The sequence below is a fragment of the Rhizobium terrae genome, from assembly GCF_003425685.1.
Taxonomy (GTDB): domain Bacteria; phylum Pseudomonadota; class Alphaproteobacteria; order Rhizobiales; family Rhizobiaceae; genus Neorhizobium; species Neorhizobium terrae.
The window spans coordinates 251,235-268,466 of sequence record NZ_QJKM01000005.1; the positions used below are offsets into that span (position 1 = coordinate 251,235).

The window sequence follows — 17,232 nt, forward strand, 5'->3', positions numbered from 1 at the left end:
AGGATTCTCCAGGGAGGCGGCTGCTTCCTCCCAGCGTCGCCTCCCATTTTGCCTGATGCTTGACGTCGGCCTCCTTCCTCCCGAGGGGCCGAGCCAAGAAAAAGGATTTTTTCAGATGAGCAATTTCAAGGCTGTGGGCAGCAGGTTGCTGCAGCTCGCTTTTGTCCTGTGGGCCGTGGTGACCATCCTCTTTCTGATGTTCCGGCTCATGCCGGGCAATCCGATGGCCGCCTATATCGACCCGACGTTCACGCTGGAACAACAGCAGCAGCTCATGGCCCAGTTCGGCCTCGACAAGCCGCTGTGGCAGCAATACCTGATCTATCTCGGCAACTTGTTGCAAGGAGAGCTCGGCCAGAGCTTCCGTTATCGCGCGCCGGTCGGCGAGCGCATTTTCGAACTTCTGCCGAACACGCTGATCCTGACATTTTCCTCGCTGATCGTCGCCTATGCCTTCGGTATTCTCGCCGGCGCCTATCTGGCCTGGCGGCGCGGCAGCTGGGTGGAGCAGGCGGCCATTCCGATGGTGCTCACCACCCGGGCCATGCCGGAATTCTGGCTCGGCATGGTGCTGCTTGCGATCTTCTCCTTTTCGCTCGGCTGGTTTCCGGCGGGCGGCACGCGCAATCCCGGCGCCGAATATTCCGGCCTGCTCGACCTCTATACGTCGCGCGATTTTCTGGCGCATCTGGCGCTGCCGGCCGCGACGCTCGCCATCTACAGCCAAGGCCTGCCGCTTCTCCTGATGCGCTCCAACATGCTGGACGTGATGAAGGAGGATTTCGTCACCATGGCCCGCATCAAGGGTCTCTCAAACTGGACCGTCGTGGTGCGCCATGCGGCGCGCAACGCGCTGCTGCCGGTCATGACATCGTTCGCGATCGCCGTCGGCTACCAGTTGCAGGGCAATGTCGTGGTGGAATCGGTCTTCTCCTGGCCGGGTCTCGGCCGCGAGCTGGTGAATGCGGTTGCCGCCTCCGACTATCCGCTGGCGCAGGGCGCCTTTCTGATGATCGCGCTCGTCGTCATCTTCATGAACCTGCTGGCCGACCTGCTTTACGCCTTCCTCGATCCGAGGATCTCCCATGCCTGAGGTCGCCGCCGTCAAGACGTCCGTTTCCGAAGCGGTGGTGCCCGAAGTCGCCGCGCCGAGGCGCCCGAACATCATCGCTCGCTTCTTCCGAACATTGCGACTGCCGGTGAATGATCCTTTCGCGGTCGCCGGCCTCGTCATCTACCTGATCTTCATCGCGACGGCGATCTTCGCCGATAGCATTGCAACACATGATCCGACCGAGATCCTCTATACGCCTTCCTATGATCTGGCGGCGGACCTCCGGCCGGGGCAGGATGGTTTCCTTATGGGAACCACCAGCCTCGGCCGGGACGTGTTTTCGCAGCTCATCCACGGCAGCCGTTCGGCGCTCTTGATCGGCGTTACCGCGGCCTTCATGGTGGCGCTGATCGGCTCGATCATCGGCCTCGTCGCCGGTTATTTCGGTCGCTGGGTGGATGCGGTGCTGATGCGGCTGGCCGATATCGCCTTCGGCATTCCGTTCCTGCCCTTCGTCATCGTGCTCGCAGCGTTCCTGAAACCGTCGATCTGGAACGTCGTCCTGGCCATGGCACTGGTACTCTGGCGCGATACGGCGCGCGTCATCCGCAGCCAGGTGCTGACGCTCCGCACCCGCGGTTACGTCGAGGCGGCGCGGGTGGCGGGATCGTCGGACTTCAGGATCATCCTGCGCCACATCGCCCCGAACATCCTGCCGCTCTCCTTCCTCTACGGATCGATCGCAATCGGCTGGGCGATCCTGACGGAAGCCTCGATCAGCTTCCTCGGTTTCGGCGATCCGGATTCGATCAGCTGGGGTTACATGCTACAGGACGCTTTCGCCAGTCAGGCGCTCGCCAAGCAGGCCTACTACTGGTTCGTACCGCCGGGCGTCTGCATCATTCTCGTCGTCAGCGCGGGTTTCTTCATCACCCGCGGATATGAAAACATCCTTTTCCCGAAGTTGAACCGATGACAGAGCCGCTTCTCTCAGTAAGGGATCTTCGCGTCAGCTACCAGGTCGGACGCAATTTCGTCCATGCCGTGGACGGCGCGAGCTTCGACATCCCGAGGGGCTCGATCACGGGCCTTGTCGGCGAATCCGGCTGCGGCAAGACCACCGTTGCTCGCGCGCTCACGCGGGTGATCGCCGACAATGCGACGATTTCCGGCGGGCAGATCCTGTTCGACGGCAAGGACCTCGCAAAAATCCCGGAGAAGGAGATGAATGCGCTACGGTGGCGCGACATCGCGTTCATTCCGCAGAGCGCCATGAACTCGCTCGATCCGGTCTATACGGTCGAATACCAGCTCGGTGAAGTGCTGCGGCGGCGCGGCGGCATGGATCGGAAGCAGGCGAGGGCGCGTTCCGAAGAATTGTTCGACATGGTCGGCATCGACCGCGGGCGGCTCACCGATTATCCGCATCAGTTCTCCGGCGGCATGCGCCAACGCGTGGCAATTGCGCTGGCCCTGGCGCTCGATCCCAAGCTGATCATCGCCGACGAGCCGGTGACGGCGCTCGACGTCATCGTACAGCGGCAGATCCTCGACCAGCTGAAGGAGCTGCAGACGCGGCTCGGCCTGTCGGTCATCCTCGTGACGCACGACATCTCAGTGGTTGCCTATATCTGCGACCGCACCGTCGTCATGTATGCCGGCAAAGTGGCCGAGTCCGGCACCATGCAGCAGACGCTGACGGCGCCCTCGCATCCCTATTCCATGGGTCTGCGCAACGCCTTCCCAGATCTGCAGGGTGCTGCATCCGGCATCCTGACGCCGATCGAAGGGGCACCGCCGAACCTCGCCAATCCGCCGGCCGGCTGCCGCTTCAGGCCGCGCTGTCCCTTCGCGCTCGATCTTTGCGGCTCGGAGCCGCCGGTAATCGACGTCGCGCCCGGACATCCGGTGCTATGCCATCGGGCATCAGAAAGCGAAAACTTACGTATCGAAGCCGCCAAGACGGAGACTTGGATGGCCCGCGCATGACGATTTTGACCAAGATGGGCGCGACCAAGAAATCCGACGTTCTCGTCTCCGTGCATGACGCCAAGCTGCACTATCAGGTCGGTGGCGCCTTCGCCGCCATGCGCGGCAAGTCCACCGTCGTGAAGGCGGTCGATGGCGTCACCTTCGATATCCGCCGCGGCGAAAGTGTCGGCCTGCTGGGTGAATCCGGCTGCGGCAAGACCTCGATGGGCCGGCTTCTGCTGAAGCTTGAAGACATTACCGGCGGTTCGATCCATTTCGACGGCGAGGAGCTTTCCAAGGTTCACCGCAAGGGGTTGAAGAAGTTCCGCTCCAAGGCGCAGCTGATCTTCCAGAACCCGTTCGACGCGATCAACCCGCGTTTCACCATCCGTCAGACGCTGTCGGAGCCGCTGGAGAATGCGGACATTCCGCGCAGCGAGCGCGAGGACTTGATCATCAAGGCGCTGGAACTCGTAAAGCTGCCGGAGCCGGCGCAGTTCCTCGACCGTTATCCGCACCAGCTTTCCGGCGGCCAGCTGCAGCGTGTCGTCATGGCGCGCGCGCTGATCCTGCAGCCGGAATTCGTGGTGGCAGACGAGCCGGTCTCGATGCTGGACGTCTCGGTGCGCGCCGGCGTGCTGAACGTGTTTCGCGATGTGCGGGACAGGCTGGGGCTGACTGCCATCTATATCAGCCACGATCTGGCGCTGGTGCGCTACGTCTGCGAGCGGACGATCGTCATGTATCTCGGTCGGATCATGGAAGACGGGCCGACCGAGGATATCGTGCGCGAGCCGCTGCATCCCTATACCAAGGCGCTGGTCGCCGCGGTGCCCGTACCGAACCCGGACCAGAGCCACGATCCGTTGCCGATCGGCCGTGGCGCGCCGGATCCGCGCAACCCGCCCTCGGGCTGTGTTTTCCGTGACCGGTGTCCTTCGGCGCATGCGCGCTGTGCGGCGGAAGTGCCGCAGCCGCGGCCTGTCGGGTCGCGCCTCGTAGCTTGTCATCTTTTCTAATGGGCCACCTGTTCTGATCGGAGTTCTGAGAATGTTAGCCGCCACCTACACACGCACCGGTCCCGCCGCGGAGGTTCTCTCCGTCGGCGAGATGGTTGCGCCCGTCGCCGGCCCCGGCGAGGTGCTGGTGCGCGTGTATGCATCCGGCATCAACCCGGCGGACGTCAAGCGGCGCGGCGGGTGGCGCGGCATTGGCATGGATCATCCGCTGGTCATTCCGCATACGGACGGCGCCGGCCAGATCGTTGCCGTCGGCGAGGGCGTCGATCCTGCTCGCGTCGGCGAGCGGGTGTGGATGTGGAATGCGCAAGGCGGATACGGCGAAGCGGGCCGTGCTTTCGGCACTGCCGCCGAATTCATTGCGATTGCCTCGCATCAGGCGGTGAGGCTTGCAGATGGCCTGACCTATACTGATGGTGCCAATCTCGGCGTGCCGGCGATGACCGCCTATCGCTGCGTTTTCGCCGATGGTCCGGTCGCCGGTCAGACGATTTTCGTCAATGGTGCAGCCGGCTCGGTCGGGCATTTCGCCGTGCAGATGGCGACCGCCAGCGGCGCGCGGGTGATCGGCACGGTCAGCAATTTAGAGGCCGCCGCACATGTGATGGATGCGGGTGCTTTCGCCGCCATCGATCGGAAAAAGGAGAATGTTGCGGCGCGTATCCTCGAACTGACGGAAGGGCAGGGCGTCGATCGCATCGTCGAGGTGGATTTCGGCGCCAACCTGGAACTCGACGCGGCGGTCCTGAAGCGCAACGGCATCGTTGCCGCCTATTCGTCGAGCAGCAATCCGACGCCCGTGCTTCCATATTACGCCTTTGCCAGCAAAGGCGCCAACTTGCGTTTCATTCAGGGTTTCTTGATCCCCGAAGACCAGCGGCTGGCCGGCGAAAACATGATCGCCGAGATGGCCGGCGCCGGCAAACTCAAGGTCGCGATCGGCACGACATTTCTACTTCACGACATCGCCAAGGCCCATGAGCGCGTCGAGCGCGGCAGCCTCGGCAATGTCGTCGTTCTGATCGGAGGTGCCGCATGACGCCTCCTTCCACCTCTTCCAAGGCATTCACAGAGGGCATCAACATGTACAATCCTCAAGAGCGTACGAAACCGGAAGGGACCGTCTGCGATCCCGTCTCGCTCGAAATCATCCGGGGCGCTATCGCCGCCGCCCAGTCGGAAATGGAGGCGCTGCTTGAGCGCACCGCGATTTCCGCCTTCATTCGCGAGAAGAAGGATTTTTACACCGCTCTTTTCGACGGCGAAGGCGTGATGGCGGTCGGTTCGATGGTGCCGGTGTTCGGTGACATGACCGGGCCGGTGTTCGACAAGTTCCCGGCCGACACGATGAAGCCCGGCGATCTCTACTGGTATAACGACTGCTACGGTTCGCGCGGCGCCGTCTCCCACTCCAACGACCAGGTGCTGCTGGCGCCGGTCTTCAAGGACGGCAGGCGATGCGCCTTCGTGATGAGCTGGGCGCATTTCGCCGATATCGGCGGCATGCGTCCGGGTTCGATCAGTCCGGATGCCACCGACATCTATCAGGAAGGCATCATCATTCCGGTCACCAAGCTGATCGACGGCGGCATCACCAACGAGGCGACGCTCGATATCTTCCACCGCAATTCGCGTTTCCCAGAACAGAGCATCGGCGACATGCGGGCGCTGATGGCGAGCGTCGACGTGGGCGTGAAGCGCATCGGCGAAATCCTTGACCGGTTCGGTTCCGACGTCGTCGGGGATGCGCTGGCGCAGTTGCTCACCCGCACCCGCAAGCTGGTGCGCACCAAGCTTGCCGAGACCTTTGACTACGGCACGCATCGTTTCACCGACGCGATCGATACGGACGGCCATGGAAACGGCCCGTTCAAGATGCGTTTCGCACTGACCCGCGAAAAGGGTGCCGATGGTGAGGACTGGTTCACCTTCGACGCGACGGAGAGCGACGACCAGGCGCCGGGTCCGGTCAATTTCCTGATGAACCGTGGCGTGCCTGGCATGGCGCTCGGCCTGTTTTATCTCGGTGGCGATCCGGCGCAGGTCTGCAATGCCGGCGGTCCGCAGGCCCTGCACGACGTGAAGCTGCGTCAGGGTTCTTTCCTGCAGCCGAATTTCCCGGCCTCGCTCGGCATGCGCGGTCTCACCATGATGCGCGTGCTGTCGGCACTGAACGGCCTGATTAATTCGGCGGGCGGCAAGGCGCCGGCTGCGAACTCGGCCTATGTCATCACCATCATGCGCGGCAATTACAGGGATGATGCCGGGGATCTGAAGCGCTTCCTGCTCGCCGACGGCATCGGTGTGGGTTACGGCGCGCGGCCGAACGCGGATGGCATAGATGCGGTCTATTTCGTGGCGCAGGAGAACTATCCGGTCGAATTCCTGGAGGTCGGTTATCCGGTGCGGCTCAGGACCTATGGTGTCGTCAAGGATTCCGGCGGCGCGGGCCAGTATCGTGGGGGTTGCGGCATCATCCGCGAATACGAGATCCTCGCCGAGGATATGATGCTTGCCGTGCGCATCGACAGCGTCAAGAACCCGCCCTGGGGCATCCATGGCGGCATGGGCGGCGGTACCGGGCGTGTCACCATCAATCCCGGCAAGCCTGATCAGCGCATTCTCGCGCCGCTTTCGGACGGCAACAAGCTCGTCAAGGGCGACATCCTGCGTATGGAGACCGGCGGGGGCGGCGGCTACGGCCATCCGTACGACCGCAAGCTCGATGCCGTCTTGGAAGACGTGCTCGGCGGTTTCGTCAGCGCCGAAGCGGCTCAAAAACTCTACGGCGTCGTCATGAACGGCAACAAGATCGATGAAGCGGCGACAGTGGCACTCCGCGCCAATCGTCCCGCGACCCGTGCATTCCATCGTCAGGAGTATGTCGATGTCCTCGCTTGAGAATTCCTTGTCTGTCGCAGTCGATATCGGCGGCACTTTCACCGACGTCGCCCTTCTCGACCGCGCGACCGGCAAGGTCTGGCGGGCGAAAACGCCGAGCGTGCCATCGGATCCGTCGGAAGCCTTCCTCAACGGCATCCGGTTGGCGCTGGTCGATGCGGGCCGCGAGGCGGCTTCATTGGGGCAGGTTCTGCACGGCACGACGGTCGCCACCAACATGATCCTGGAAGACAAAGGCGCCCGCACAGCGCTCGTCACCACGCGCGGTTTCCGCCATGTGCTGGCGATCGGCCGTCAGGACATTCCCCGCAAGGCGAACCTCTATACCTGGGTGAAGCCAGAGCGGCCGGTGCCGGCCTCGCGCATCGTCGAGGTCGATGAGCGTATCGCCGCCGGTGGCGCCGTGGTCGATGCGCTGGACGAGGCAAGCGTTCGCAAGGCGGCCGAAGCTATCCGCGGCATGGATGTCGAAGCGGTTGGCATCTGCCTGCTGCATGCCTTCGCCAACCCGGCGCATGAAAAGCGTGCCGCAGAAATCCTGCGCGAGGAACTGCCGCATCTCGCCGTCACCACTTCGACCGACGTTCTGCCGGTCGTTCGCGAATTTGAACGGACGCTGACGACGGTGCTGAATGCCACCGTCATGCCCGGCGTCACCACCTATGTCGGCCGGCTGGAAAAGCGGCTTGAGGACGAGAAAGTCGCCGCGCCGCTGCTGCTGATGCAGTCGAACGGCGGCGTGGCGGGCGCCTCGACCATCCGCCAGGCGCCGGCGCTGACGGCGCTTTCCGGTCCTGCCGCCGGCGTGGTCGGTGCGCGCTCGGTCGCGGCGGCCTGCGGCATCAAGGACATCATCACCGTCGATATCGGCGGCACGAGTGCGGATATCTGCCTCATCAAGGACGGCAAGATCGGGCTCACCCAGAACGGCAAGGTCGGCGAATGGCCACTGCCGCTGCCGATGGTCGACATGGTGACGATCGGCGCCGGCGGCGGTTCGATCGCCAAGGTGGCCGACGGTACGCTGTCCGTCGGCCCCAAGAGTGCCGGTGCCCGTCCGGGGCCGGTGGCCTATGGTCATGGCGGCCAGAACCCGACGGTGACCGACGCGCATGTCGTGCTCGGTCATCTGCCCTCGAAACTACTCGGCGGCCGCATGGCGCTCGATGTCGAGGCGGCCCGCAAAGTGGTGGACGACAAGGTCGCAGGCCCGCTCGGCCTTTCGACGGCGGCTGCCGCCCGCGGCATCCTCGCTATCGTCGACAACAATATGGTGGGCGCCGTGCGGGTCGTTTCCGTCGAACGCGGCCATGACCCGCGCGACTTCACGCTGATGCCCTTCGGCGGCGCCGGCCCGCTGCATGGCTGCGCGCTGGCGGAACTGCTCGGCATCACCCGTGTCCTGATCGCTCCGGCCCCCGGCATTCTCTGCGCGGACGGATTGCTTGCCGCCGATCTCAAAGCCGAGTTCAGCCGCACCATGCCGAAGGCCGGTGCGATCGATGTCGGCGTGGCGAACGGCATCATCGCCGATCTCAAGAGCCAGGCGACGGCATGGTTCGAGACGGAAGGCGTTTCCGAAAAGGACCGTCGTGTGCAGACGGTGGCGCTGCTGCGCTATCACGGCCAGGGCGGCGAACTTGCCGTTGCGTGGGGCGAGACCCGTGAGGCGATCGAGGCTGCCTTTGCCGCCGAACACAAGGCACTTTACGGCTTTACGCTGGATACGGCGATAGAACTCGTGACGCTGCGTGTCGAAGCCGCCGGTGTCACCATCGAACCGCCGCCGGCAAAGCTGGAGGCTGGCACTGATGTCACGCCGTTCGACCACGCGCCGGTGCATTTCGAAAGTGGCATCGCCAGCGTTCCGGTCGTCGACCGTTCGACGCTCGGTGCGGGTGCGACGTTCGAAGGCCCGATGATCCTCACCCAGCTCGATACGACGACGCTTGTCGCGCCCGGCTGGACCGGTACTGTGCATCAATCCGGTGCCCTTCTTCTGACCCGCAAGCAGGATGCGTAATATGACCGAAGTCAAAACCGATCTGGAACGCGTCTTCGCGCATATCGAGGAAAACCGCGAAAGCTTCATCGAACGGGTGATGGATTATGTCCGCCATCCCTCGATCAGCGCCCAGAACAACGGCATCAAGGAGGTGGCGGCCATCCTCGTCGACATGCTGAACGGCATGGGCATGGAAGCGACGACCATCCCGACGAGAAACCACCCGATGGTTCTCGGCCGCATGGAAAAGCAACCGGGCAAGCCGACCGTGCTGCTCTACGGTCACTACGACGTTCAGCCGCCGGAGCCCTATGATCTGTGGGATAGCCCTCCCTTCGAACCGACCATCCGCAATGGCCGCATCTATGCGCGCGGCATCGGCGACAACAAGGGTCAGCATTTTGCCCAGCTCATGGCGCTGGAATCGCATCTGAAGGTGACCGGCGAGCTGCCCTGCAACGTCATCTTTCTGCTGGAAGGCGAGGAAGAAATCGGCAGTCCGCATATCGCCGAGTTCGTCGCCGAGCATGCCGACAAGCTCGATGCCGACCTTGTCGTCACCTCCGACGGTCCGCTGCATGAATCGGATATGCCGATCATCACTTTTGGCGTGCGCGGTGTCGCGTCCTTCGAGCTGCGCTGCAAGACGGCCAATCGCGATGCCCATTCCGGCAATTTCGGCGGCGTGATGCCGAATGCGATCTGGAAGCTGGTGCATCTGCTGGCCACCATGAAGAACGACCGCGGCGAGATCACCATCGACGGGTTGCATGATGTCGTCGTGCCGCCGACCAATATGGAACGCGATGCGGTGGACAAGCTGCCGCTCGACCTCGATGCGATCAAGGCCGATCTCGGCATCAAGGAACTCGACCAGCCGCTCGACCGCGGTTATTTCGACCGGCTGATGTTTTATCCGACGCTGACGATCAACGGTCTGCAGGGCGGTTACGGCGGGCCGGGCCAGAAAACGGTTCTGCCTTGCGAGGCGTTTGCCAAGTGCGACATCCGCCTCGTCGAAAGTCTGACGCCGGACTACGTGTTCGAGAAGGTCAGGGCGCATGTCGCCGCTCACGCGCCGGATGTGGAATTCGTGCCGCAGAACGCCATGCTGCCGTCAAAGACGCCGATGGACAATCCGTTCGCCGCGGTCATCCGGGACGCGATCGTTGCGGCCCGCGGCGTCGAACCGCTGCTTTATCCTACCGTCGGCGGCTCGCTGCCGGATTACGTCTTCACCAAAATCCTGAAAAAACCTGCCTTCGTGGTGCCCTATGCCAATGCGGACGAGGCGAACCATGCGCCGAACGAGAACCTGAAGATCGGCCTCTTCATCGACGGCATCAAGACGGGAGCGGCGCTACTTTCGAAGTTGGGGGAGATGAAGGTATAGCTGATATGGCTCCTTAAAGCTGCAGTTCATGAGCTCTTCCTCTCGTGACGTGCGAAAGCATGTGCTTCCCAAATCCAGGCCCGATGGCTGACTGCAAACGCAACTGCGCTTGCAAGTCGGCCGAATAAGAGAAAAAGATGCGGGCAATCAGTCGGCGCACAGCGTCGACGATCCAGAAGACATGTTATGGAGAAGTCCTTGTCCGATCGCGTCAGCCAATTTATCGCCCGTCTCGAAGGCAAGCTGGATGCTGCCGGAATCCTTGTCGGCAGCGCGATTTCCGAGGGTTATGCAGCCGATGCGACGGCACGCGGTGCGCTGCCGCTGGCGGTGCTGCGTCCGCGCAATACGGAAGACGTTTCGATCATTCTCGCCGCAGCCAGCGAGATCGGGCAGCCGATCGTCGTACAGGGCGGCCGGACCGGCCTTTCCGGAGCCTCCCGCCCCTTGGCCGGCGAAGTGTCGCTCTCGCTCGAGCGTTTGAGCGGCGTGGAATCGATCGATGCCGCAGCGCAGACGCTGATTGCCGGCGCCGGAACGCCGCTGCAGCTCGTCCAGCAGGCGGCGGAGGATGCGGACCTCTATTTCGGCGTCGATATCGGCGCCCGCGGCACGGCGACCGTGGGCGGTAATATCGGCACCAATGCCGGCGGCATCCGTGTGCTGCGGTACGGCATGTACCGGGCGCAGGTCATGGGTGTCGAGGCGGTGCTGGCGGATGGCACGATCCTGTCTTCGCTGAAAGGCCTGCTGAAGGATAATTCCGGCTATAACTTGAGCCCGCTCTTCATCGGCACCGAAGGCACGATCGGCGTCGTCACGCGCGCCTGCCTGAAACTGCATCCGAAGCCGAAGATCGAGCGCAACGCCTTCGTCGCGTTGCCCTCGCTTGCGGCGGCGCAGCAGCTTCTGGCACGGCTCCGGGTCGAACTTTCCGGACTTCTCTCCGCCTTCGAGGCGATCTTTCCGAATATCTACGAAAAGACGGTCGGCTACATGGGCATCCGCCCGCCGGTCGAAACCGGCGCCGGCATGTATGCGATGATCGAGATTCAGGGCCAGTCGCCGGAACAGGATAACGAGCGTTTCGAGGCTGCCTTGGCACAGGCGCTGGAGGATGGGCTTGCGACCGACGTCGTGCTTTCTAATTCGATGCGGGAATCTGCCGCTCTCTGGGCGATCCGCGACGGCATCAACGACTTCCTGTTCAGTAACGGCGTGATGGTCGGCTTCGATATTTCGGTGCCGCTCGGCCGCATGCAGGAATTTCTCGATACGGTGAAGCCGGCGATCCAGGAGATCGACCCGGATAACCAGACCTATGTCTTCGGCCACCTGGGCGACGGCAACCTGCACTACTGCATGTTCACCAATGCCTACGAGAAGGTCGCGGAGGTGATCTTCTCAGGCATCGCCAGGGTTGGCGGAGGGGTATCAGCGGAACACGGTATCGGTACCGATAAGCGCCGTTATCTGAAATACGCTCGCAGTGCGGCAGAGATCGCCACGATGCAGCGGATGAAGATCGCCTTCGACCCCAACTACATCCTCAATCGGGGCAGGGTCTTCGAAGCGCCGGCTTCTATTGTCGATCAGCCTTGCTGAATGCCGCCGCGTATCGTTCGGGCCTTCGATTTTGCGATGCTCGTCCGAGGCGCTGGCGAATTTGAGATCGGGGCATTCGATCGTTGGCAGGCTGCTGTCGACCGAATGGGCTTTCAGGCCCGCATCGCAGACGGCGCGGCCGAAAGGCGGATTGGCAGGTCCATGAAAGTATGCCGGGACGATAGGGGCCTTGGCAGACGAAGGCAATCGCCTGCCTGCAATTTCGTTCAAGATCATTGCGGCTCATTTCGGTAGGTCCGGACGAAAACCCGAAAGGATCGAATATGAGTGTGGAATTCCTGATCACGTCCCTCATCGTCGTCGCCTCGCCGGGCACCGGGGTGCTGATCACGCTCGCTGCGGGCCTCTCGCGCGGGACACGGGCGAGCATTGTCGCCGCCTTCGGCTGCACGCTGGGCATCCTGCCGCATATGGCGGCGGCGATCTCGGGGCTGGCGGCGCTACTGCATGCCAGCGCGCTCGCCTTCGAAGCCATCAGATATCTCGGCGTCGCCTATCTTCTGTTCATGGCCTGGCAGGTGTTGAAGGAAAAGGGCGCGCTGACCGTCGAGACCGAAAACGTGCCGAAATCCGCATGGCAGGTCATCGTCTCGTCGATCCTCGCCAATGTGCTCAATCCCAAACTGTCGATCTTCTTCTTTGCCTTCCTGCCGCAGTTCGTCGGCCCAGGCGAAGCGGCGCCTGTTATTCGGATGACCGAGCTCAGCCTCGTCTTCATGCTGATGACTTTCGGTGTCTTCGTGATCTACGGACTGTTCGCCGCTGCGGTGCGCAATCACATCATCTCGCGACCGGCTATCCTGGCCTGGATGCGGCGCGCCTTCGCCGGTGCCTTCGTTCTCCTCGGCGCCCGGCTTGCGCTTGCAGAGCGCTGATGTGCGGGTTTATGCCGGATTTCCGTGACAGAGGGAACCGTGAGGCCCGGATCCGGCCCCGACCCGAGAAGACGACATGATTCCGCCACTGCGGCTCTCATTTTTATTACCTGCCGCATAATTGAGACCATGCCGCTCCTCCCGCATGATCGCCCTGCCTGAACGAACAGGACGACAAAGGAGATGAAGACATGACCGATGCGAACATCAAGGCCGAACATTATCTCGCCATCTGGAACGAGACCGATGCAGAGCGCCGCAGGACAATGATTTCGAAGGCGTGGACGGAAGATGCCGTTTATGTCGATCCGTTGATGCGCGGCGAGGGCCACGAGCATATCGGCGCCCTCGTCGAAGGCGTGCAGGCCCGCTTTCCCGGTTTCCGCTTCACGCTGATCGGCAGAGCCGACGGGTATGGTGACAACCTGCGCTTTTCCTGGGGGCTCGGGCCCGAGGGTGCGGAACCGATCGTCAAGGGCACCGATTTCGCCGTTTTGGAGAACGGTCGCCTGAAGGCCGTTCACGGTTTCCTCGATCAGGTTCCGGCTGTCGCATGACGGTGCTCGCCTCCGCCCGCCCGTCCGTTCGTCCCCTTGGGGATTTCCTGCGCGAATGGCGACGCCGCCGGCGCATGAGCCAGCTCGATCTGGCGCTCGAAGCTGATATTTCGCAGCGGCACCTGAGCTTCATCGAGAGCGGCCGGTCGGTCCCGAGCCGGGACATGCTGCTGCATCTGGCGGAGCGGCTCGGCGTACCGCTCCGCGAACGCAATCCGATGCTGATCGCTGCCGGTTTCGCGCCCGCTTTCGTGGAACGCCGCCTGGACGATCCGATGCTGGCTCCGGCCCGGCGGGCGATCGACATGGTGCTGAAGGGACATGAGCCGTTTCCCGCGCTCGCCATCGACCGGCACTGGACGCTGGTGGCGGCGAACGGTGCCGTCGCGCCCCTGCTCGCCGGCGTCGCCGATCTCTCTCTGCTCGAAGGGCAGGTGAACGTCCTGCGGCTCAGCCTGCACCCCGGCGGGCTTGCCTCGCAGATCGCCAATCTTCCGGAGTGGCGGGACCATCTTCTGGAGAACCTGCAGCAGCAGATCGCTGCAACCGGTGACCGGTTCCTCGAGAGCCTGCTGAAGGAACTGCGCGACTATCCGGTGCCTGCCGGATCGTTGTCGATCTCGAACCGGGATTATGCCGGTATCGCGGTGCCGATGGAACTCAGAACGGAAAAGGGGCTTCTGTCCTTCATTTCCACGACCACGGTCTTCGGCACTCCGGTCGACGTGACGCTTTCGGAACTGGCGATCGAATCCTTCTTTCCCGCCAATGACGAAACGGCCCGGCTCCTGCGCCAGATGGCAGAAGCCGGGCCGCCGAAAATCGAGGATGAGTTCAGCGGGTGAAATTCAATCCGCTCAGAACTCGGTCCATTGGGATTCCGTCGGTGCGGCGGCAGCGGCTGCAGCACCGCCGCCGAAGGACCTGCCGACCCGCTGGGCCAGGCGCCGAGCCGGCGATTCCTGCGGAGCGGCGTTGCGCGGAGCTGCTACCGGACGAGTGATGGTGCGCTGGCCGGTCTCGGAGAGCTTGAAGCGGGTGATGAGCTCACGCAGCTTGGTGCTTTCCGAAGCGAGGTTGGCGCCGGCGGCGTTGGTCTCTTCCACCATCGCTGCATTCTGCTGGGTCACCTGGTCCATCTGGTTGACAGCCGAGTTGACCTCGGCGAGGCCGACCGACTGTTCGCGGGCAGCGGTGGCGATCGCGTTGATATGCTCGTTGATGGTGACGACGTGGCCTTCGATGGTCTTCAGCGCGTCACCCGTTTCGCGAACGAGCTTCACACCGTTCTGAACCTCGGCGCCGGATTTGCGGATGAGGTCCTTGATCTCCTTGGCGGCATTTGCGGAGCGCTGGGCGAGTTCCCGGACTTCCTGGGCGACGACCGCGAAACCCTTGCCGGCTTCGCCGGCGCGCGCCGCTTCGACGCCGGCATTCAGAGCGAGGAGATTGGTCTGGAAGGCGATTTCGTCGATCACGCCGATGATGTTGGAGATCTGGCTGGACGACTGCTCGATGCGCTGCATCGCATCCACCGCATTCGCGACGACGGCCCCCGACTGGGCGGCGCTGGCATTGGCTTCCAGGGTGATCGCCTTGGCCTCGTCGGCGCGCTTCGAGGAATTCGAAACATTGGCGGTGATCTGGTCGAGCGCGGCGGCGGTCTCTTCGAGCGAGGCAGCCTGTTGTTCGGTCCGTTTGGAGAGATCGTCGGCACTCTGGCTGACTTCGCGCGAGCCGCTGTCGATCGAATGGGCCGATCCGGCGACTTCCGAAAGGGCGGCACCCAGGCGGGAGACGGCCGAATTTAAGTCTTCGCGCAGCGCTTCGAAATCCGGCGCGAAAGGCTCGGTCAGCTGGAAGGCGAGGTCGCCGGCGGCGAGGCGGCGCAGACCCGCGGCAAGACCGGAGGTCGCCTCCTGAAGGCGGGCTTGGGCGGCAGCTTCTGCTTCCTGTTGCAGATGGACGCGATCGGCTTCCGCCTGGGCACGGGCTTCTTCGGCTTCTTCCTGGAGTTGCCGGTTGGAGATCGCGGCCTGGCGGAAGACTTCCACGGCACCGGCCATGGCGCCGACTTCGTCCTTGCGGCCGGCGAAGGGAATTTCGGTCGCCGTGTCACCAGAGGCAAGATTGCTCATCGAGGCGGTGATCTTCTGGATCGGACGGGCGATACCGGTCAGCACATAAACGGCGGCCCCGACGATCAGCAGCGAAACGATGCCGAGGATGATTTCCATCGTGGTGAGCGCGGTCGAGTAGGTCACCTCAGCCTTCGCCGATTCGACGGCAGCGGCGTCGGCGTTCAGCGCCACCAGCTTGCCCACGGCTTCCATGACCGGCTGAATGGTGATGCGCATCTTCTCCATCTCGACACGGGCGCGGGCATCCGACGCCTTGCGGGAGAAGTCCAGCATCTTCTTGCCGGCGACCACGTATTTCTCGACGCCGCCGGTGATCTGGTCGACGAACTGGCGCTCCTGGTCGCTCGAGATCAGCGGCTTATAGGTCTCGATAGCTTTGTTCAGCGTGTCGGACTGCTGGGCGATCAGTTTTTCAGCCGTCTCCATGCCGAAATCCGAAGTCGTCGTCAGATGTCCCATGTAGGCGACCGTCATGCCGAGAATGGCCGTCTCGATATTCTTGGACGCCTGAACGCTCGGCAGCGAATCCTTGGATATCGTATTGAGATTGCCGGCAACGTTGGAGAGCGAAGAGATAGCCGCCCAGGCAAGAACGGCGATAAGCGCCGCGATCGCGCCGAAGACGGCGATGAGCGAGCTGCGAATGGAGAGACGGGACATGAGGTTCGGCTCCGGAATGATGAAGCCTCGGATGAGGCAACGCGTTTTTCACGCGCAGATCTGATATCTGGCAGTGTGGGAAAAAGAACCGGCATCATACCGGCTCCTGCGCTCACACCGGACGGCGATTGCGCGATGCCCTGAGGCTAGGTGAAACTCTTTAACGACAGATTGAGTTTTTGATATTATAAAATGGATTTCGATAATTTCAGCGGTCGAAATGCCATAAATCTCCGCCGGTATGCTGTTATTTTCCAACGGAAATATTCAGAATCGCGATCGACAGGTGGCAGGCTGCCTGTCAATCTCAGACAGATTAATTTCCCGTTCAGGCTGTATGCGAAATCTTGCCTTCGGAGGCCTCCGCCGCCTGTTTTTCGCCGGCGCGCGCACCTTGTTCGAAACGCTACCTCGCGGCGCGCAGACCATCCATCAGCAGCCCGATCAGTCGATAGGATCGATCGCGCCATTCCGGCGATTCGGGAATGGAATAGATGCTCGAGAGGGCGTGCATAAGGTCTGCCGTATCGATGTCCGTGCGGACATAGCCCTTTTCGCCGGCAGCCTTCAGAAGGCTTTCGAGGGCGCCGCGCACCTGGCCGAAGCCCTCGGCGAAAAGCGACGAATTGGATGTCATCAGAATGCGTAAGCTGTTCGACATACCGCGTTTTGTGGCGATATAGCCCACGAAACGCCGCATCCATTCCTCCAGCGCCACATCCGGCGGGTGTTTTTCGGAAAGTTCGGCTGCAGCCGCTCCAAGGCTTTCGAGCTCGCGGCGATAAACCACCTCGACCAGATGCTCGCGGGTTGGAAAATGCCGGTAGAGCGTGCCGATGCCGACGCCCGCCTGCCGCGCTATATCCTCCAGCGAGGTCTCGACGCCCTTTTCCGCAAAGGCGGCCGCCGCCACTTCAACGAGCTTGTCGCGGTTGCGGCGGGCATCGGCGCGAAGCCTGGTCGGTGCGGACGGTATCGTCTTGGGTTCGGCCGAGGCCAAAATTCTGCTCCAATGAAAGTCGGGGCTTGA

14 protein-coding genes are annotated in these 17,232 nt (G+C 62.7%); 12 read left to right on the plus strand and 2 right to left on the minus strand.

From position 1 onward, the window contains the following. Window positions 1-115: 115 nt before the first annotated feature. From DMO26_RS11300 to DMO26_RS11360, 12 genes are all read left to right on the plus strand, one after another. A complete protein-coding gene (locus DMO26_RS11300; RefSeq protein WP_117192315.1) occupies window positions 116-1,093 on the plus strand; it encodes an ABC transporter permease in 978 nt (325 codons plus the stop codon). Further along, window positions 1,086-2,030 (plus strand): ABC transporter permease, encoded by a 945-nt coding sequence (locus DMO26_RS11305; protein WP_117192150.1) that lies wholly within the window; start codon window positions 1,086-1,088, stop codon window positions 2,028-2,030. Before DMO26_RS11300 ends, DMO26_RS11305 begins: the two co-directional genes overlap by 8 nt. Next, a complete protein-coding gene (locus tag DMO26_RS11310) occupies window positions 2,027-3,043 on the plus strand; it encodes an ABC transporter ATP-binding protein (protein ID WP_117192151.1) in 1,017 nt (338 codons plus the stop codon). Before DMO26_RS11305 ends, DMO26_RS11310 begins: the two co-directional genes overlap by 4 nt. Further along, entirely contained in the window at window positions 3,040-4,044 is a 1,005-nt protein-coding gene (locus DMO26_RS11315; RefSeq protein ID WP_226951264.1) for an ABC transporter ATP-binding protein, read from the plus strand. The genes DMO26_RS11310 and DMO26_RS11315 overlap by 4 nt, the downstream gene beginning before the upstream one ends. Before the next feature lie 31 nt (window positions 4,045-4,075). Beyond that, window positions 4,076-5,083, plus strand: coding sequence for an NADPH:quinone reductase (locus DMO26_RS11320; protein WP_117192152.1), 1,008 nt, complete (start codon window positions 4,076-4,078; stop codon window positions 5,081-5,083). After that, the gene (locus DMO26_RS11325; protein ID WP_226951265.1) at window positions 5,080-6,945 is read left to right on the plus strand and encodes a hydantoinase B/oxoprolinase family protein; all 1,866 of its coding nucleotides are present in this window, start codon (window positions 5,080-5,082) and stop codon (window positions 6,943-6,945) included. Before DMO26_RS11320 ends, DMO26_RS11325 begins: the two co-directional genes overlap by 4 nt. After that, window positions 6,932-8,968, plus strand: coding sequence for a hydantoinase/oxoprolinase family protein (locus DMO26_RS11330; protein ID WP_205421198.1), 2,037 nt, complete (start codon window positions 6,932-6,934; stop codon window positions 8,966-8,968). The genes DMO26_RS11325 and DMO26_RS11330 overlap by 14 nt, the downstream gene beginning before the upstream one ends. A 1-nt stretch (window position 8,969) precedes the next feature. After that, a complete protein-coding gene (locus tag DMO26_RS11335) occupies window positions 8,970-10,343 on the plus strand; it encodes a M20/M25/M40 family metallo-hydrolase (protein ID WP_117192154.1) in 1,374 nt (457 codons plus the stop codon). Between the two features lie 186 nt (window positions 10,344-10,529). Then, window positions 10,530-11,948: an FAD-binding oxidoreductase gene (locus tag DMO26_RS11340; protein ID WP_117192155.1), complete on the plus strand. Its 1,419-nt coding sequence runs from the start codon at window positions 10,530-10,532 to the stop codon at window positions 11,946-11,948. Between the two features lie 284 nt (window positions 11,949-12,232). Further along, entirely contained in the window at window positions 12,233-12,844 is a 612-nt protein-coding gene (locus DMO26_RS11350) for a LysE family translocator (RefSeq protein WP_117192156.1), read from the plus strand. A gap of 191 nt (window positions 12,845-13,035) precedes the next feature. Further along, window positions 13,036-13,401, plus strand: coding sequence for a nuclear transport factor 2 family protein (locus DMO26_RS11355; protein WP_117192157.1), 366 nt, complete (start codon window positions 13,036-13,038; stop codon window positions 13,399-13,401). Then, window positions 13,398-14,246 carry a helix-turn-helix domain-containing protein gene (locus DMO26_RS11360; protein WP_117192158.1) on the plus strand — a complete coding sequence of 283 codons (849 nt, stop codon included), beginning with the start codon at window positions 13,398-13,400 and terminating at the stop codon, window positions 14,244-14,246. The genes DMO26_RS11355 and DMO26_RS11360 overlap by 4 nt, the downstream gene beginning before the upstream one ends. Before the next feature lie 12 nt (window positions 14,247-14,258). Here the strand turns inward: DMO26_RS11360 and DMO26_RS11365 are convergent, their stop codons facing one another. Both DMO26_RS11365 and DMO26_RS11370 read right to left on the minus strand, forming a co-directional pair. Next, complete coding sequence (locus DMO26_RS11365) at window positions 14,259-16,202, minus strand: HAMP domain-containing methyl-accepting chemotaxis protein (protein ID WP_117192159.1); 1,944 nt, start codon at window positions 16,200-16,202, stop codon at window positions 14,259-14,261. A 406-nt stretch (window positions 16,203-16,608) separates the two neighbouring features. Further along, window positions 16,609-17,202 (minus strand): TetR/AcrR family transcriptional regulator, encoded by a 594-nt coding sequence (locus tag DMO26_RS11370; RefSeq protein ID WP_117192160.1) that lies wholly within the window; start codon window positions 17,200-17,202, stop codon window positions 16,609-16,611. Window positions 17,203-17,232: the final 30 nt, after the last annotated feature.